The organism is Streptomyces sp. NPDC091279, from assembly GCF_044757465.1.
GTDB lineage: Bacteria > Actinomycetota > Actinomycetes > Streptomycetales > Streptomycetaceae > Streptomyces.
This window is the reverse complement of sequence record NZ_JBIVVA010000008.1, coordinates 328,000-345,658: the sequence shown is the minus strand read 5'-3', so window position 1 is coordinate 345,658 and position 17,659 is coordinate 328,000. Positions and strand designations below refer to the sequence as shown.

General features: G+C 70.8%; 12 protein-coding genes. 5 read left to right on the top strand and 7 right to left on the bottom strand.

Annotated features, from left to right (window positions below):
* Positions 1–12 precede the first annotated feature (12 nt).
* The gene (locus ACIQOU_RS22195; RefSeq protein ID WP_401538509.1) at positions 13–768 is read right to left on the bottom strand and encodes a LuxR C-terminal-related transcriptional regulator; all 756 of its coding nucleotides are present in this window, start codon (positions 766–768) and stop codon (positions 13–15) included.
* Positions 765–2,054: a PspC domain-containing protein gene (locus ACIQOU_RS22190; protein ID WP_401538508.1), complete on the bottom strand. Its 1,290-nt coding sequence runs from the start codon at positions 2,052–2,054 to the stop codon at positions 765–767. The genes ACIQOU_RS22195 and ACIQOU_RS22190 overlap by 4 nt, the downstream gene beginning before the upstream one ends.
* Before the next feature lie 179 nt (positions 2,055–2,233).
* Between ACIQOU_RS22190 and ACIQOU_RS22185 the strand changes: the two genes are divergently transcribed.
* On the top strand, positions 2,234–3,652 hold the full coding sequence (locus ACIQOU_RS22185; RefSeq protein WP_401538507.1) for a PspC domain-containing protein: 1,419 nt from the start codon (positions 2,234–2,236) through the stop codon (positions 3,650–3,652).
* Between the two features lie 264 nt (positions 3,653–3,916).
* On the opposite strand, the gene ACIQOU_RS22180 is transcribed toward ACIQOU_RS22185, so the two are convergent.
* Positions 3,917–4,444, bottom strand: coding sequence for a DoxX family protein (locus ACIQOU_RS22180; RefSeq protein ID WP_401538506.1), 528 nt, complete (start codon positions 4,442–4,444; stop codon positions 3,917–3,919).
* 732 nt (positions 4,445–5,176) lie between these two features.
* On the opposite strand from ACIQOU_RS22180, the gene ACIQOU_RS22175 reads away from it, so the two are divergent.
* Positions 5,177–6,061 carry a DUF4429 domain-containing protein gene (locus ACIQOU_RS22175; RefSeq protein WP_401538505.1) on the top strand — a complete coding sequence of 295 codons (885 nt, stop codon included), beginning with the start codon at positions 5,177–5,179 and terminating at the stop codon, positions 6,059–6,061.
* A 124-nt stretch (positions 6,062–6,185) separates the two neighbouring features.
* Here the strand turns inward: ACIQOU_RS22175 and ACIQOU_RS22170 are convergent, their stop codons facing one another.
* Together ACIQOU_RS22170 and guaA are read right to left on the bottom strand one after the other, a co-directional pair.
* A complete protein-coding gene (locus ACIQOU_RS22170; RefSeq protein ID WP_401538504.1) occupies positions 6,186–6,980 on the bottom strand; it encodes a class II aldolase/adducin family protein in 795 nt (264 codons plus the stop codon).
* A 335-nt stretch (positions 6,981–7,315) separates the two neighbouring features.
* Positions 7,316–8,896, bottom strand: coding sequence for a glutamine-hydrolyzing GMP synthase (gene guaA / locus ACIQOU_RS22165; protein ID WP_401538503.1), 1,581 nt, complete (start codon positions 8,894–8,896; stop codon positions 7,316–7,318).
* A gap of 340 nt (positions 8,897–9,236) precedes the next feature.
* Between guaA and ACIQOU_RS22160 the strand changes: the two genes are divergently transcribed.
* Together ACIQOU_RS22160 and ACIQOU_RS22155 are read left to right on the top strand one after the other, a co-directional pair.
* Positions 9,237–9,662 (top strand): chorismate mutase, encoded by a 426-nt coding sequence (locus tag ACIQOU_RS22160; RefSeq protein WP_401538502.1) that lies wholly within the window; start codon positions 9,237–9,239, stop codon positions 9,660–9,662.
* A gap of 864 nt (positions 9,663–10,526) precedes the next feature.
* Positions 10,527–11,564 (top strand): LPXTG cell wall anchor domain-containing protein, encoded by a 1,038-nt coding sequence (locus tag ACIQOU_RS22155; RefSeq protein ID WP_401538501.1) that lies wholly within the window; start codon positions 10,527–10,529, stop codon positions 11,562–11,564.
* A 148-nt stretch (positions 11,565–11,712) separates the two neighbouring features.
* Here the strand turns inward: ACIQOU_RS22155 and ACIQOU_RS22150 are convergent, their stop codons facing one another.
* On the bottom strand, positions 11,713–13,521 hold the full coding sequence (locus ACIQOU_RS22150; protein WP_401538500.1) for a GMC oxidoreductase: 1,809 nt from the start codon (positions 13,519–13,521) through the stop codon (positions 11,713–11,715).
* A 61-nt stretch (positions 13,522–13,582) separates the two neighbouring features.
* Positions 13,583–15,196: a succinic semialdehyde dehydrogenase gene (locus tag ACIQOU_RS22145; RefSeq protein ID WP_401538499.1), complete on the bottom strand. Its 1,614-nt coding sequence runs from the start codon at positions 15,194–15,196 to the stop codon at positions 13,583–13,585.
* Between the two features lie 420 nt (positions 15,197–15,616).
* On the opposite strand from ACIQOU_RS22145, the gene ACIQOU_RS22140 reads away from it, so the two are divergent.
* On the top strand, positions 15,617–17,644 hold the full coding sequence (locus tag ACIQOU_RS22140) for a glycosyltransferase (RefSeq protein ID WP_401538498.1): 2,028 nt from the start codon (positions 15,617–15,619) through the stop codon (positions 17,642–17,644).
* Positions 17,645–17,659: the final 15 nt, after the last annotated feature.

Below are 17,659 nucleotides of genomic sequence, written 5' to 3'. Positions count from 1 at the left end.
CGCGCACGCGTCTCAGACCAGCCGTCGTGCCGTCGCCCAGCGCGTCAGTTCGTGCCGGTTGGACAACTGGAGCTTCCGCAGCACCGCCGAGACATGCGACTCGACCGTCTTCACCGAGATGTACAGCTGCTTGGCGATCTCCTTGTAGGCGTAGCCGCGCGCGATGAGCCGCAGCACCTCGCGCTCGCGCTGGGTGAGCCGGTCGAGGTCCTCGTCGAGCGGGGGCGCGTCCGTGTTGGCGAAGGCGTCCAGGACGAACCCGGCCAGGCGCGGCGAGAACACCGCGTCGCCCTCCTGCACCCGGAAGATCGAGTCGATCAGGTCGGTGCCCGTGATCGTCTTCGTCACATAGCCCCGGGCGCCGCCCCGGATCACCCCGATGACGTCCTCCGCCGCGTCCGACACGGACAGGGCGAGGAAGCACACGGGCTGCTCGGCGTCGGTCATCAACGGGGCGCAGCGGCGCAGCACTTCGACGCCGCCGCCCCCGGGCAGGTGCACATCGAGCAGGACCACTTCGGGGCGGGTCGCGGTGATGACCGTGACCGCCTGGTCGACGTCGGCCGCCTCGCCGACGACCTCGACGCCGGTCTCGTCGGTCCGGCCGATCTCGGCCTGGACGCCGGTGCGGAACATCCGGTGGTCGTCGACGAGGACCACCCTCACATGCCGTCCGCTCGTCCCGCTCTCGCCGCTCTCGCCGCTCTCGGCCGGCTCGGCCGGCTCGGGCGCTCCCGTGGTGTCGTTCTCCTCGGTCGGGTCGCTCATGACGTCTCCGCTCTCTCCATCTCCAACTCGACCTCGGTGCCGCCGTCCGGCACCGCGCGCAGCCGCGCCGTACCGCCGTTGCGCTCCATCCGGCCGATGATCGATTCTCTGACGCCCATGCGGTCGGCGGGTATGGAACCGAGGTCGAAACCGGGCCCCCGGTCGCGGACCGACACGAAGACCTTCTCCCCCTCCACCTCGGCGAAGACCTGGACGGCACCGCCTTCGCCACCGTACTTCGCGGCGTTGACCATCGCTTCGCGCGCGGCCTGCATCTGCGCCGCGATCCGCTCGTCGAGCGGGCAGTCCCCGACGACCACGACCTCGATGGGGACGCCGTGCTTGTCCTCGACCTCCGCCGCGTTGCCCCGGACGGCGTCGGCGAGGGTGGCGGGCTCGTCGGCCTCGTCCTTGCCGGTGCCCTCCGGCCGGTAGAGCCAGGTGCGCAGGTCGCGCTCCTGGGCCCGGGCGAGCCTGCGGACCTCGCTCGCGCTCTCCGCGTTGCGCTGGATCAGGGTCAGGGTGTGAAGCACGGAGTCGTGGACGTGGGCGGCGACCTCGGCGCGCTCCTGGGCACGGATGCGCATCAGCCGTTCCTCGGACAGGTCCTGTGTCATCCGGACGAGGTAGGGGCCCGCGAGGAGCGTGATCCCCACCAGGACGGCCAGGGCGGCCTGGAGGACCGAGCCGAGGTGGGCGGCGGAACCCTGGAGGACGAAGACGCCGCTGACGCCCGCCGTGACGAGCAGGACACCGCCGGCCGCGCGCAGCAGACTCAGGGTGCGTTTGCGGCGGCCGACCTCGACCCAGCGGGCCCGCCGGGCGTTGTCGGCCTGACGCCAGACCAGGGCCACCCCGGCCCCGACCAGGACGACGGGCCACAGGTAGGCCTTGGCGCCGTTGCCCACATTGACACTGCCCACGAAGACCATGGCCACGACGACCATGAGGAGCAGGGCGACGATCTGTCCCTTGTCCGGTCTGCGGGCGACGAGCCGGCGCCGCCCGTCGGGCGAGGTCTCGGTGGAGACCAGCGACAGGGACCGCTGCTCGCCGACCCCGCCGACGCCCAGCGGCACGAAGAACCAGAACGCGGCATACACCAACGCCCCGAGGCCGTCCGCCATGAACAGGCCGACGAAGACGAGCCGCACCCAGGCGACGGGCAGCCCGAGGTGCCCGGCGAGTCCCCGCGCCACCCCACCGAGCCAACGACCGTCGCTGCTGCGGTAGAGCTTGCGCGGCGACCGCGGTTCGACGAGTGGCGCTGCTGCGGCTTCCGGCATGCCAACGATGGTCACACGGTGGCCGTGGCAGGGCATCAGGGTCGACCCCCGAGACATCCCTGATCTCCACGACGGCGTGTCGTCGAACACCTCCCTGGTTCCGTCTCAGGGTCGATCTCAGGGTTCGGCCAGGGTCATCCCGGCTCCCCCCGAGCCGCCCCGCCCGGCACCATGGACCCATGACAGATCACGAGCGCGCCACGACGGGTCCGCAGCCCGCCTCCGGCCCGCGCCCCGTCCAGGGCGCCGGACCGCAGAAGGCCGCGCCCGCCTCGGACACCCCGCCCGACCCAGCCCCGTCGCACCTGTCCGACCCGGCCCCGGCCCACCCGCCGCAGCCGCCCTCCACCCTCCGCCGCGACCAGCGGCACAAGGTGCTCGCGGGCGTCTGCTCGGGCCTCGGCCGCCAATGCGACATGGACCCGGTCATCTTCCGCATCACCCTCGCGGTCCTCTCCGCGACCGGCGGTCTCGGCCTGATCTTCTACGGCTTCGCCTGGCTCCTCGTCCCGTACGAGGGCGAGGAGAAGAACGAGCTGCGCAAGCTCCTCACCGGCCGCGTCGACGGCCAGGCACTGACCGCGGTGCTGTTCATGCTGGTCGGCTGCGGGGTGTTCCTGTCGATGCTGGGCAACGGCGACGTGCTGGCGTTCGCCGTGGTCCTCTCCCTTCTTCTCGCGGGCGCGGGGTACTGGTCGCGGCAGCGCGGCGCCCCCGACCCCGATCCGCTGGCCGCGCAGGCCGCCGCGGACGCCCCGCCGGAGGCCCAGGCCCCGCCGGTCCCTGGCATCCATCCGTCCTGGTGGCGCGACCCGATCGTCAAGGACGGCGGCCACCACGGAGCCACCGGTTACCTCTGGGGCCCTGGTTCCGGCGGCCGTGGCCTCACGGACCTGCTCGACGTCGGCCTGGCCCCGTCCTGGCGCACCACCGCCCACCTCCCCGACCCGAGCCCCCCGGCACCGACGCCGCGCGGCCCCCGCTGGATCGGCGGCTGGGTGTTCCTGCTCGCGCTCGTCGCCGGCGCCGTCGGCACCCGGGCCGCCTGGGACGGCCACCCGCTCACCACCAGCCTCCAGGCCGGCCTGGCCTGTGCCCTGGTCGTCCTCGGTCTGGGCATCGCGGTGAGCGCGTTCCTGGGCCGCACCGGCGCCGGTTCGGTCCTCCTCGCGGTGCTCACGGCGGCCCTGATGGCCACGGTGTCCCTGCTCCCCAAGGACATCGACGCCCACTGGATACGCGCCACCTGGCAGCCCGCCACGGTGGCCGACGTCCGCTCGGCCTACGGGCTCGGCACCGGCGTCGGCACCCTGGATCTGAGCCACCTCGACCTGACCAAGGGCCGGACGGTGACGTCGAGAGCCTCGGTGGGCCTGGGCCGACTGCGGATCATCGCCCCGAAGAACGCCACCCTGAAACTGACCATCGACGTGGGCGCGGGCGACATCCAACTCCCGGGCGACGACAGAAGAGACGTGGACGTGGCACCCGGCAAGCACAGGAACGTGACCCTGAGACCCGACCAGAGCACCGGCACCCTCGACCTCACCCTGGAGGTAGGCCTCGGCCAGGCGGAGGTGGCCCGTGCTTCGTCATGAGTTCCAGCCCGGAAAGCTGGTGGCGGGCCTCGCCTTCGCCCTGGCGGGTGTCACCTTCGTGGGCGACGCGGGAGGCCTCTGGGAGACCCCCTGGTTCGCGATCATCCCGATCGTCATAGGAGGCCTCTGCCTGGCCGGCGCAACAACGGCCATCACACAAACCATCCGCCGCAACACCCACCCACCCCACTCACCCCAACACCCCAACCCCACCGACCACCAAGGACACCTTGGACATCAAGGACGCCACCAAGGACACCCCCGCTACTGAGAACTCCCGCCGCCCCGCCGCCCCCTGATCAAGGCGTCCAACGAGAAGACAGCCGCACCCGCCAGCACCAACGGAAGCCAGGCCATCAAATAGGCGAGGTCATTGCCGTAGTAGTAGGGATCGGAGGCCCAACTCACCGTCAGCCAGAGACTCAACGAGATCAACGCCCCACCCAACGCGGCCAGCCGCGCCAGCAGCCCGATCAACGTCCCGATCCCGACAGCCACCTCACCGAACGCGATGGCGTACCCGAACCCGACCGGGTTCTTCAGCGCCAGGTCCACCAACGCGGGAATCGCCGACGAGTCCCGCACAGCCCGCATGGTCTCCCCGATCGACCCGGCCCCGGACCCCTTGAGAAACGCGCTGTCCGTCACCTTGTCCAACCCCGCGTAAATAAAGGTGACCCCGAGAAAGATCCGCAACGGAACCAACGCGTACCGAGCAGCGATCTCCCGCACCCCAGCCCGCCCGCCACCGGAAGAAGGGGACCCCGAATCCGTACGAATGCCATGCGTCACAACAGCCGCCTCTCACCCGCAGTACCGACCCCCTCAAAAACGATACGTAAGCAACACCACCCCCGCTCACCCCCACCAAACTTTGTCCGGAGACCACCCACCCCACCACCCCCGCCAGCCACCACTCCCTCCTCCCCCACCACCCCACAAGCAAGCCCCACCACCCCCGCCAGCCAAGCCCCCACCCACCACAGGCAGCCCCCCACAGACAAGCCCCCTCCACCCCTTCGGCGCTCCCCCCCTGGCGCTCCCCCTATCGGCGCTCCCACCCATTAGCACCACGGCGATTGACGCCCCGCCGTTGACACACAGCCGTCGACGCCCCTCCGGTCGGCCCCCGCGGAATGGCCCCCGGCGGTCGGCCGAAGACGAAACGGGAGCGGGTCGCGGGGGTGCGGCGAAAATCCGCCGCTTAGCCAGCCACCACCCAACCCCACCAAAAAACCAACCCAAGGGCCCGAGAGGCGGCGGATTCGCCGCACCCCCGCCCCGCCCCCCCCCCCCCCCCCCCCCCCCCCCCCCCCCCCCCCCCCCCCCCCCCCCCCCCCCCCCCCCCCCCCCCCCCCGACACCCCCACACCCCCCGGCACCCCCGGCACCCCCGGCACCCCCGGCACCCCCGGCACCCACCACCAGGCGCGCACGCCGAGGCCCACACCCGCACCCACACCCACACCCACACCCACACCCACACCCACACCCAGCGTGAGCGTCCGGCTGCGAGAATTCCCCCATGGCCGAGCTCACCCAGCGCGACGGAACCTGGGCCTTCGACGGCACGACGATCAGGATCACACCGGGCCTGCACCGTTCCGTCCCCCTGTTCCGACAGACGTACGGAGAGGTTGCCGTACCTCTGGAAGCGGTGGCGGGCGTGACGTTCGAGCCCGAACGCAGGCGAGGTCGGCTGCGGTTGAGGCTCAGAGAGGGCGCCGACCCGCTGCTCCAGGCGACGGGCGGACGCCTCCCCGACCGGGCGGACCCGTACCGCCTACTGGTGGAGACGGACCGTTCGGGGTCGGCCGAGTACATGGCCGAGGAGATCCGCCAGGCCCTGCTGCTGGACCAGATCCCGACGGCCCCGACGTCGACGTACCTGTTGGCGGGCCCACCGGTACCGGTGTCGGTGCGGTGCTCGGACGGCACGGTGTCGTTCGACGGACTGCACGTGCGGATCGACTGGGCGGACACCTCGGACCGGATCAAGCGGGCGACAGGCCCGAGGGTCGTGCCGCTCACCGAGCTGGTCCAGGTCGAGTGGCTGCCCAACGTCAGTCACGAGGACGGCTACCTGCGTTTCGTGACCCGGGAGACGGCGTTCTCGAAGCTGCCGCCGGCCAAGGACCCGTTCACCCTGAACCTCTGGTACAGCGCACGCAGGGATCTGCTCACGGCACTGGTGGCGACGGCGGTGACGGCGAGGTTGCCGCACCCGTCGACGCGGTTGCCCGAGGCCAAGGGTGAGGGAACGAGACCGGCGTCGACGGTGCCGAGACAGACCGATCACCATGACCTGCTCCTGCGCAGGTTGCGGGAGTTGGGGGAGCTGCACAAGGAAGGGGTGCTCACGGACGAGGAGTTCGCGATGACGAAGGCAGCGGTACTAAGAGACTTCTAAAAAACCAGAAGAAGCACCCAACCCCTCCACCACCCACCCACCCGCGCACTCTCCCTCTACCCCCTCCCCCTAACCCCTCTCCTCTCACTTCCCCCTACCCCCTCCCCTCTCCCCTCTCCTCCCCTCAAGAGAGCAGGTCGGGTTCGCTTCGGCTCACGTCTCTCCAGATGGGCTGGTAGTTGATCCAGCCGACGAGGTCGCCGCCGAGCTGTTCCCGGGTGGCGACGGCGAGTTTGTGGTCGATGAGGAGGGGCCGCCCGGCGGCCTTGGCCGTGAGCTGGACCTGCGCGGAACGTTCCATGGACAGGAACCACCAGGCGGCGGCGTCGACGGAGTCGCCGACGGTGAGCAGCCCGTGGTTGCGCAGCACGAGCGCCTTGCGGGACCCGAGCGCGGTGGCGATCCGCCGCCCTTCGTCGGCGTCGATGGCGACGCCGGTGTACGCGTTGTACAGGGCGTGGTCCTCGTAGAAGGCGCAGCTCTCCTGCGTGATGGGGTCGAGGAGGTCACCGAGGGCGGACAGGGCACGCCCGTGCACGGAGTGGCAGTGCGCGACGGCGACGACGTCGGGCCGGGCGGCATGCACCTGGGCGTGCACGGTGAACGCGGCCTGGTTGACGTGGTAGCGCCCCTCGATGACCTGCCCGTCGGAGTTGGCGAGCACGAGGTCGCTCACGGTGACGTGCTTGAACGGCAGGCCGAACGGATTGACCCAGAAGCAGTCGCTGAACTCGGGGTCGCGGGCGGTGATGTGCCCGGAGACACCGTCCTCGAAGCCGAGTCGGCCGAAGATCCGCAGGGCACCGGCGAGCCGTTCCTTGCGGTGTCGCCGCTCGTCGTCGAGCGAGTCGTGCATCGGCGGCATCGCGAACTGCAACTGGTCCGTGGGCAGCGGCAGCGGTGGCTTCGGCCCGTGCATGTGGTCCTCCGGCACTGGGGTGGGTCTAGGGGGCGGAAGTTACCGTCGGTCAGCGCGGGAGAACAGCTCTGTGCCGTAAAGATGACGCCGGTACCCGAAGTGGCGAGCGCGGCCGAGGGACATGGCCCCGGTGCTGAAGGGTGCCGCACAAAGAAGCTGAAGGGTGGTGCCGCACGGCAAAAAAGAGAGGGTGCCGCACGGCAGAAAAGAGGTGGAACAGCAGAAGCCGTCCCACCCCGTCCTCCCTACCTCTACTTCCCTACCTCTACTTCCCTGTCTGCTCCCGCAGGCACCCCACGCCCGCAAGGCCCCCCGCAGCCGCTACTCCCACTCGATCACTCCCACTCGATGGTGCCCGGCGGCTTCGAGGTGATGTCGAGGACGACGCGGTTGACGTCGCGCACCTCGTTGGTGATCCGGGTGGAGATCTTGCCGAGGACGTCGTACGGAAGGCGCGACCAGTCGGCGGTCATCGCGTCCTCGGAGGAGACCGGGCGCAGCACGATCGGGTGACCGTAGGTACGGCCGTCGCCCTGGACGCCGACGCTGCGGACGTCGGCGAGGAGCACCACCGGGCACTGCCAGATGTCACGGTCGAGGCCGGCCGCGGTCAGCTCCTCGCGGGCGATGGCGTCGGCGTCACGGAGCAGGTCGAGCCGTTCCTTGGTGACCTCGCCGACGATCCGGATGCCGAGGCCGGGGCCGGGGAAGGGCTGGCGCTGGACGATCTCGTCGGGCAGGCCGAGTTCCTGGCCGACCATCCGGACCTCGTCCTTGAACAGCTGGCGCAGCGGCTCGACCAGCTGGAATTCGAGGTCCTCGGGGAGGCCGCCGACGTTGTGGTGGGACTTGATGTTGGCGGTGCCGGTGCCGCCGCCGGACTCGACGACGTCCGGGTAGAGGGTGCCCTGCACCAGGAAGGCGACCTCGGGCCCGTCGTCGGCGATGATGTCGGCCTGCGCCTGCTCGAAGACGCGGATGAACTCGCGGCCGATGATCTTCCGCTTCTGCTCGGGGTCGGAGACCCCGGCGAGCGCGTCGAGGAAGCGCTGCTCCGCGTCGACGACGACCAGCTGGACGCCGGTCGCGGCCACGAAGTCCTTCTGGACCTGCTCGGTCTCGCCCTTGCGCATCAGGCCGTGGTCGACGTAGACGCAGGTCAGCTGGGAGCCGATGGCCTTCTGGACGAGGGCCGCGGCAACGGCGGAGTCGACGCCGCCGGACAGGCCGCAGATGGCGCGCTTGTCGCCGACCCGCTCGCGGATCGCGGCGACCTGCTCCTCGATGACGTTCCCGGTGGTCCAGGACGGGGTGAGGCCGGCGCCGCGGTAGAGGAAGTGCTCCAGGACCTGCTGGCCGTGCGTGGAGTGCATGACCTCGGGGTGGTACTGGACGCCGTACAGCTTCTTGTCGTCGTTCTCGAAGGCGGCGACCGGGACGACGTCGGTGGAGGCCGTGACGGTGAAGCCCTCGGGGGCGGCGGAGCAGGCGTCGCCGTGCGACATCCAGACCGCCTGCTCGTCCGGGGTGCCCTCGAAGAGGGTGGACGAGGCGCGGGAGACGTGCAGGTCGGTGCGGCCGTACTCGCGGGCGCCGGTGTTGTCGACGGTGCCACCGAGCGTCGTCGCCATCAGCTGGAAGCCGTAGCACATGCCGAAGACGGGGACGCCGGCCTCGAAGAGCGCGCGGTCGACGGTGGGGGCGCCGCTCTCGTACACGGACGAGGGGCCGCCGGAGAGGATGATCGCCGCCGGCTTCTTGGCGAGCATCTCCGCGACCGGCATGGTGCTCGGCACGATCTCGCTGTAGACGCGGGCCTCACGGACGCGGCGGGCGATGAGCTGGGCGTACTGCGCGCCGAAGTCGACGACCAGGACGGTGTCGAGGGCGGCGGCAGGAGGGGACGCTGGTGACACGGGAGCCTTCCGGCGGTGGGCGAGGTGCGGTGGGTCTCCCGATTCTACCGAGCCGGTCGGACAGGCCGATCCCGCGCCGGGTGTCCCGTGGCATACTGGCCGCCATGCTCACGCAGACGACCTTCCTCTTTACCTATGGCACCCGGCCCGCCGGCTGCCATGGTCGTCCTGCTTGAGCACACCACCAAGCGACTTCGACAGGCGCCCCGGGCCGACAAGGCCCGGGGCGCCTGTCGTTTTTCCCGGGTCCTGCCGCTCCGGGGCACCACCCGACCCGTACGACCCGTACCACCCGGACATCCCAGGTACAGCCCGTACGACCCCGATGAGGAGCCCCGACATGACCAGCACCACAGCCGAGCAGACCGCCGAGACGACAACGGCCGCGACGACCACGACCGTGCCGACGACCACGACCGTGACGACGACCGCGGAGCCGACGACCGTGGCGACAACGACCGTGACGGCGACCCCCGCCGAGAGGATCACGCCTGCCGAGAAGACCGGCGCGCGGACCCCCGAGGCCGCCGAGGTGATCACCGGCGCCCGGGAGCGGATCGACGCGCTCGACGACCGGATCATCGGTCTGATCCAGGAGCGGACGGCCGTTTCCGCCGTGATCCAGGACACCCGGATCGCCTCCGGCGGCCGGCGCGTGAATCTGTCCCGCGAGATGGAGGTGCTCGGTCACTACAGCGACGCGCTCGGCAGGCCGGGCACCGCGCTCGCGATGACGCTGCTCGAACTGTGCCGTGGTCGCATCTGAGTTCGGGGCCCGTCTCACCCGTACGGCGCGTGACCGCCCCGCGAACGGCTTCGTTGGTCCCGATGTCCGTGCCAGCCAGGGGCGGGCCCGAAAGAACCACGCGTGGCTCGCTGGAGCGATGAGACATACGGAACGTGCCGTGTGTCGTGGGACCTCGCTCCAGGGTCGTGACCGGACCGCAGGGGACAGCAGCCCGGTCACCCAAGAGAAACGGCCGGCTCCGGGGACGCCCGGGGCCGACCGTCGGGAACCTGCAAATATGCACAAATTCCGGCCGAACGGTTGCGGAGCCGGGGTCCATCCAGCACGATGCGTACAGGCCCCAAGTCCCGCCGCACACCGCCGACTTGCACAGCATCGACTTGCACAGCACCGACGTGTACCGCGCTCATCCGCACCTCGCCGCAGCACCCATCGGCGCCGGTGCGCGCACCACCTCAGACATCCGGAACCAGCGGCGCAACCCCCCGGCGCCGCTCCCCGGGCACCGGCGTTGCCCTGACGCCGGTGCTGACGGAGAAGGGCCCCGCGGCTCAGCCCGCGGGGCCCTTCGCATGCGCCCACCACTCCCGCACCGACCGGCCAGACGCCGCCCCTCCCCGTACGACCCGTACGACCCGTATGGCCTGTATGGCCTGTATGGCCTGTATGGCCCGTACGACCCGTACGGCCCAGGGGTGGCCCTCCCCCTCATACACAGGCCCGGGTGCGACGTGCGTCACATAAAGAAATCATCAACTCGCATGCAACCTTTCACAGGCTTCACAGATCCAACACGGCGAACAAGGGCCACCCGCGCCCCACACGCGGAGGCCTCCCGAGTGCGTACCGCCGTGTCGTGGTGCGCCGGACATCGAGGTCTTCATGAAGCTTCGCCGTGCCATGGCCGCTGCCGCAGCGACCGCCGTCCTGGCCCCGCTCGCCCTGCTCTCCGCCCCGGCGGCGTTCGCCACGGACGCCACCCCGACCCCGTCGGCGAGCAGCCCCGCCGCCGAGGAGAGCACGCCCGCCCCCGAGGACAGCACCCCGGCGGAGGAGGAGAGCAGCCCGGCACCCGAGGACAGCACGCCCGCTCCCGCCGACAGCACCCCGGCCGCCGAGGAGAGCACGCCCGGCGCGGACGAGAGCACCCCGGCCCCGACCTCCAGCGCCCCCGCGTCCCACTCCCCGTCGCCGAGCCCCAGTGCGAGCACCCCCGGTGACGGCGCCGACATCTGCCTCGACGAAGAGGGCGACAGCTCGGCCGGGTTGAGCGAGAAGCTGCGCAGCGGCCTGTCGGGGCTGCCCGAGACGATCGTCGCCGGCAGTGGCTGGACGGCGTTCTCCTTCGACGTGTCCAACAAGGGCGACGAGGAGATCAAGGACATCAGACCGCTGATCGGCGTCGCGGCCATCGGCTGGGACGCCGAGGAGGACTACTCGGGCCTGATCAAGGTCCAGGTCTTCGACAAGGCGTCCAAGTCCTGGCAGACGATCGCGGACGCGGCGGGCGAGGGCGGCACGTTCACGGCGTTCTCGCTCGGCGCGGGCGCGTCCGTCTCCTACCAGCTGCGGCTGAGCGTGAGCGGCAAGGTGCCCGACTCCCTCGGTCTGACCGGCGGGTTCGCCCAGTACCAGGACGACAAGGGGTGCTGGATCGCCGACGACCCGAACGGCTGGCTGTACTTCTTCGACATCCTGGCCGCCGGTTCCGACGCCGGTGAGCCGAACGACGCCAAGCCGCAGACCGGCGGTTCGAAGGAACTCACCGAGGTCAGCCCGGTGGCGGCCACCGGCAGCCTGGCCGAGACCGGCGCCGGTTCCGCGCTGCCGATGATCGGCCTGGTGGGCGGCGTCGCGGTCGTCGCCGGTGCCGGTGCGGTGTTCGCCGTGCGTCGGCGCAAGGGCTCGGCCGTCGCGTAACGGCCCCTGGGGCAACGGCCGTTGCCGCCCTGAGACAGGAGAAGGACCCGCGTTCGGAGGGGGACGCGGGTCCTTCTTCCTTTGGCGCGGCCTCACTTGTGGGCAACCCGTCCCGGCTTGCGCGAACTCCCTTTCCCGTCAGGGGCGTTCACTTCTTCGGGGGCACCGCCGGTATCCCCAGGAACGGCAGTTTCAGGGCGCCGAACGCCGCCGCCGGGACCGCCGGTGCCAGGGGCTCGACCGGGTCGATGCGCCGGTAGGCCGTTCCCTGCGCCGGACGCGGGTCGCTCTCGCCCTTGTTGGGCCAGAACGCCATCGCCCGCTCGGCCTGCGCGGTGATCGTCAGCGAGGGGTTCACGCCGAGGTTGGCGGAGACCGCCGAGCCGTCGACGACGGAGATGCCGGGGTGGCCGTAGAGGCGGTGGTAGGGGTCGATGACGCCGCTCTCGCGGGACGCGCCGATCGGGCAGCCGCCGAGGAAGTGCGCGGTGAGCGGGGTGCCCATCAACTCCCCGACGTTGGAGCCCGCGAAGCCGTTGATCTCGGCGGCGATCGCGGCGGCACCCTCTGAAGCGGCCCTGATCTGCTTGGGGTTGGGGGCGCCGTGGCCCTGCCGGGCGGTGAGCAGGCCTTTGCCGATGCCGTCGGGTTTGAGGTACGTCGTCAGGGAGTTGTCCAGGGACTGCATGACGAGGCCGATGATCGTGCGCTCGGACCAACGCCGGTTGGAGAGCGAGCGCAGCACGAGGCTCGGGTGGCGGACCGACTCGCGCAGCCAGCCCAGCACCCTCGACGACCCTTCGGCGTACGGGACTTGCATGATGGAGAGGCCGCCCATCGAGTTGGAGCCCTTGCCGTAGCGGACCGGCTCGATGTGGGTGTTCTCGTCCGGGTGGATCGACGAGGTGATGGCGACCCCGCGGGTGAAGTCGACCTTCGCCTCGCCGGTGACCTTGCGGTAGCGCCGGTCGTCGGTCTGCGCGCCGACCAGGGCCTCGGAGTTGGTCCGGGTCAGCTCGCCCAACCTGTCGGACAGGTACGGGAGTTGGCGGCCCGTCTTCATGCGGTGCAGCAGGGTCTGGGTGCCGTAGGTGCCGGCCGCGAGGACGACCTGGCGGGCCGTGAAGGTGCGGCCCCTCGGTGAACTGCCTTTCGCGGCACGGCGTTTGGAGGTGCGGCGGGCGTCGGTCGGCCGGGTGGTGATCGCGTACCCGCCCTGCGCGTCGTCCGTGAGCGACACGACCGTGGTCATCGGGTGGACGACCGCGCCCGCCTGCTCGGCGAGGTAGAGGTAGTTCTCGTTGAGGGTGTTCTTCGCGCCGTGCCGGCAGCCGGTCATGCACTCGCCGCACTCGGTGCAGGCCTTGCGGTCCGGGCCCGCGCCGCCGAAGTACGGGTCGGCCACCTGCTCGCCGGGGGCGCCGGTGACCGTGCCGTCGGCGTCCTCGCCGTCACCGAAGAACACGCCGACCGGGGCGAGATGGAAGGTGTCGGCGACGCCCATCCGGTCGGCCGCCGCCTTCAGGTGGACGTCGGACGGGGTCGTCGTCGGGTTGAGCCGGACGCCGAGCATGCGGCGGGCCTGGTCGTAGTACGGCGTCAACTCCGCCTGCCAGTCGGTGATGTCACGCCACTGGGGGTCGTCGAAGAACGGCTTCGGGGGCACGTAGAGGGTGTTGGCGTAGTTCAGGGAACCGCCGCCCACGCCCGCGCCGGCGAGGACCATGACGTTGCCGAGCAGGTGGATGCGCTGAATGCCGTACATGCCGAGCCTGGGCGCCCAGAGGTAGTTCTTCAGGTCCCAGGAGTTGCGGGGCAGGGTCGCGCGGGTGAAGCGGCGGCCCGCCTCCAACACGCCTACCCGGTAGCCCTTTTCGGTCAGGCGCAGGGCGGTCACGGAGCCGCCGAAGCCGGAGCCGACCACGATGACGTCGTAGTCGTAGGTGTCCTCGGACACGGGGGGTCTCCTCATCGAGTGGTGCGTGCGAGCCGCCGGTGGCCGACCCGGGGCCGACGGCCTACCTGAGCCGAAGTGCCTTCATCGCGCGCAGACTTCGGCTCAGCAGGCGCGCGTACTGCTCGTCGTCCATGCCCAACGACGGCCCCATGGGCAGCAGTCGCTGCTGGGCGATCGTCTGGGCCTCGGTGTACTTGAGGATGCCCTCGGAGCCGTGGCGGCGGCCGAGGCCCGAGTCCTTCATGCCGCCCATCGGGGACTGGACGCTGCCGTAGGCCGAGGCGTAGCCCTCGTTGATGTTGACCGTGCCGGTGCTCAGCCGGGCGGCGAGGGCGGCGCCGCGTCGGCCGTCGCGCGTCCACACCGACGAATTGAGGCCGTACGGCGTGGAGTTGGCGTGCTCGACGGCCTCGTCCTCGGTGTGGAAGCGGTAGATCGAGACGACCGGTCCGAAGGTCTCCTCGGCGCACACGGCCATGGACGCGTCGACGCCGTCGAGTATGGTCGGCTCGTAGAAGTACGGGCCTATGTCCGGGCGGGCGACCCCTCCGGCAATGACCTTCGCGCCGTGGGCGACGGCCTCCTCGACGTGCCGGGAGACGGTCGCCAGTTGCCGTTCGCCCACCAGCGAGCCCATGTCGGCGCCGTAGGCGAGGGAGTTGCCCAGCCGCAGGGCCCGGGTGCGGGCGGCGAAGCGGTCCAGGAAGGCGTCGGCTATGGACGCGTGGACGTACAACCGCTCGATGGAGACGCAGATTTGACCGGCGGAGGAGAAGCAGGCGCGGATCGCGCCCGCCGCCGCCTTCTCGATGTCGGCGTCGTCGAGGACCACCATGGCGTTCTTGCCGCCGAGTTCGAGGGAGACGCCGACCAGCCGGGCCCCCGCGCTCTGGGCGACCTCGCGGCCGGTGCGGGTGGAGCCGGTGAACGAGACGTAGTCGGCGTGCCGGACGACCTCGGGGCCGATCACGGGACCGTCGCCGAGGACGATCTGAAGGACGTCGGCGGGCAACCCGGCCTCGATGAGCAGGTCACGGGCCCACAGGGCGGTCAGACAGGTCCCGGTGTCGGGCTTCATGACGACCGCGTTGCCCGCGGCGAACGCGGGGAGCGCGTCACCGGCGGACAGCTCAAGGGGGTAGTTCCACGGAGCTATCTGGCCGACGACGCCGCGCGGGTGGCGCAGTTCGGTGACCTTCGTCAGGGTCGGCATCACCCCGGCGTGCCGCTTCGGCCGTAGGTAGGCGGGGGCCTTGCGGCCGTAGTGCCGGGCCGCGACGGCGACGGCCTGGACCTCCTCGTGGGCGTGCAGCCTGGCCTTGCCCGTCTCCAGCTGGATGAGGTCGAGGACCTCGCTCTGCCGGGCCAGGATCAGGTCGTGGAAGCGCAGCAGGACGGCCGCGCGCCGCGCCACCGGGGTGCGCGCCCAGACGGCCTGGGCCCGGCGGGCCGCGTCGAACGCCTTCTCGACGTCCGCGGGCGTCGACTCGGGCAGATCGGCCAGCTTCTCGCCGGTGAACGGGGTGTGGTTGGCGGTCCGCCCGGAGCCGACCACGCCCTTGGTGAGCCGGGCGACCAGCTCGGGGGTGACCACGTCGGCGGCGGTGCGGACACCCTGCGGTGCGGGGGCGAGGGGGTTGGTCCTGGTCTGTTCCGGGGCCTGCGAGTCCGTCATGACGCGCAGGGTATGCCGCGACGGAATCTTTGGGTACCCGTCGGTAACGGGCTTCACCGACCACACACACGGCACAGGGGCCACGGGCGCCGAATGCCCTGATCGGCGCGGACATCCGGGGATCGGTGGGGGTACGGGTGGGTGTCGGAGGCAACAGGGGAAGGGGTCGGGAACGGGGTCATGAAGGGGTGTGACGTTCGATCCGATTCCGGCTTGCAATGACGTAAAGGGTAAGGGGACGGAAAGAAAGGGTCAGTTTCATTCACTATCAGTAGAGGTCGGAACGGAACTCCCGCGCATGCTAAATTCGCAGCTCCCCATGTGGCTTCCCCCACGCAAACGTTGCCCGAATCGGTGTTCGCGTGAGCTTCGGAACGGTCCGGAAACGGGGGCGCACGGTAACCATTGGAGAGCGTGACCATGCCCGCCCCCAGCGTTTCGGTGATTGTCGCCGCATACAACGCGATGCCCTATCTGACGCGTTGCGTGACCTCCGTCGCCGAACAGAGCATCGGCCGGGACGCCCTTGAGGTCATCGTCGTGGACGACGGTTCCACCGACGACACCCCGCTCGAACTGGAGCGGCTCACCGGGCTCTATCCCGCATTGCTGCGCGTCTTACGGCAGGAGAACTCCGGCGGTCCTTCGGCGCCCCGGAATCTCGGGCTCGACCATGCCGAGGGGACGTATGTCTTCTTTCTCGACGCCGACGACTATCTCGGTCCGCAGGCCCTGGAACGCATGGTCGCCGCCGCCGAACGGCATTCCACCGACGTCGTGCTCGGCAGAACCGTCGGTATCGGCGGACGGGGCGCCCCCACCTCGATGTTCCGCAAGAACCAGGCCCGTACCGATGTCTTCTCGTCCCGTGTCTGGTGGACGCTCAACCCGATGAAACTGTTCCGCCGGGAATTACTGGAACGCCATCACCTGCGTTTCCCCACGGATCTCCCGATCGGCGAGGACCAACTCTTCGTCGGCGCCGCCTATCTCCACGCCGACGGCATTTCCGTGGTCGCCGACTACGACTGCCTGTACTGGGTGCAGCGCGAGGACGGCGGCAACATCACCCGGCGCCTGAAAGGCTCGGAACCCCGCGTGCGGTTCCTGCCCCGGGTGATCGGCCTGATCCTGGACCACGTGCCGCCGGGACCCGGCCGCGACCACCTCGCCCACCGGCATCTCACCGTCGACGTCTGGAACACCCTGGCCGGCCAGCTGGTCCACGAGCCGCGCGCCACCCAGCACGCGATGCTCGCCCAACTCGCCGACGCCATCGAACCGTTGCTGCACGACGGCCTGAACGACCGGCTCCCCGCGATGGCCCGGCTCCGGCTGCACCTGGTCCGCCACCGCAAGCTCGACGAACTCCTCGACGTCGTCGCCTTCGAGAAGGAGACGCAGCGCGACAAGGCCGCCACCCCGCTCCTCATCGACGCGGGCCGCGCCTACGCCCGCTACCCCTACCTCCGCGACCCGGCCCACCCGGTCCCCGACCTCTGCTACGACGTCACCGACCAGCTCACCGTCCGCCACCATGTCACCCGGGCCCAACTCATCGGCGCCACGTTGCACTTGGCCGGGCACGCCTACCTGCACCGGGTCGAGACGTTCGACGTGACCACCGAACTGGTGCTGCGGGAGCGGGACTCCGGCGTCGAGTTCCGCCTCCCGGTCACCCACACGCCGACCCCGAAGCTCGGCGCCGACGAGGACGCGGGCCGATTCGCCTACGACCTGGCCGGGTTCGAGGCGCGCGTCGACATCACCACCGCCGCCGACGGGACGCCCCTCACCGACGGGCTGTGGGACATCTCCCTCGCGGTCGGCGCCCAGGGCGTCGGCAAGGAGGCCCGGATCGGCAGCAGACGGGCCGGCGATGTCTCCGGCGCGACCCGCACCCACGTCGTCCCCGTCGACGGCACCCTGCGCGCCGTCACCCTCTACACCACCAGGCCGCACGGCAACTTCACCCTCGACCTGGGCGAACGCAAGCACACCGTGCCCTCCAGCCTCACCGTCGACGGCATCCGCTGGGCCGCCCACGCCCCCGCCGCCGAGCTGGAGATCAACGGGCTCTGCACGCTGGGGAGTTACCCCGACGGCGCCCTGAGCGCGGTCCTCGACAACGGACGCGGCACCACCGCGACGTTCCCCGCCCGGCGCGACGGCGAGGTCGGCTTCGTCATCCGGGTCCCCGTCACCGGGCTGAGCGCGGGCACCTGGAGCGGCGAACTCCGGCTCGGGGCATGGGCGTTGCCGCTGCCGCCGCTGCCCAGCAGGTTCCCGGCCGCCAAGTGGCGCCGCCTCGCGCTGCCTTGGTACGCGAAACCGGCGTCCAGCGGGAGCGGGAACGGCGACGGCAGGAAGCGCTTCGCCCTCCGAGTGGCCCGCACCGCGCTGGCGAAGGCCCTCCTCGGGCGGCTCAGGCAGCCCCGCCGACCGTAGGCGGAGCCCGCCCGA

Bases quoted from the DNA above. Each gene is read 5' to 3' on its own strand.
- ACIQOU_RS22195 (WP_401538509.1), bottom strand. From the start codon at position 768: ATGAGCGACCCGACCGAGGAGAACGACACCACGGGAGCGCCCGAGCCG.
- ACIQOU_RS22190 (WP_401538508.1), bottom strand. From the start codon at position 2,054: ATGCCGGAAGCCGCAGCAGCGCCACTCGTCGAACCGCGGTCGCCGCGC.
- ACIQOU_RS22185 (WP_401538507.1), top strand. From the start codon at position 2,234: ATGACAGATCACGAGCGCGCCACGACGGGTCCGCAGCCCGCCTCCGGC.
- ACIQOU_RS22175 (WP_401538505.1), top strand. From the start codon at position 5,177: ATGGCCGAGCTCACCCAGCGCGACGGAACCTGGGCCTTCGACGGCACG.
- ACIQOU_RS22170 (WP_401538504.1), bottom strand. From the start codon at position 6,980: ATGCACGGGCCGAAGCCACCGCTGCCGCTGCCCACGGACCAGTTGCAG.
- ACIQOU_RS22160 (WP_401538502.1), top strand. From the start codon at position 9,237: ATGACCAGCACCACAGCCGAGCAGACCGCCGAGACGACAACGGCCGCG.
- ACIQOU_RS22155 (WP_401538501.1), top strand. From the start codon at position 10,527: ATGAAGCTTCGCCGTGCCATGGCCGCTGCCGCAGCGACCGCCGTCCTG.
- ACIQOU_RS22145 (WP_401538499.1), bottom strand. From the start codon at position 15,196: ATGACGGACTCGCAGGCCCCGGAACAGACCAGGACCAACCCCCTCGCC.
- ACIQOU_RS22140 (WP_401538498.1), top strand. From the start codon at position 15,617: ATGCCCGCCCCCAGCGTTTCGGTGATTGTCGCCGCATACAACGCGATG.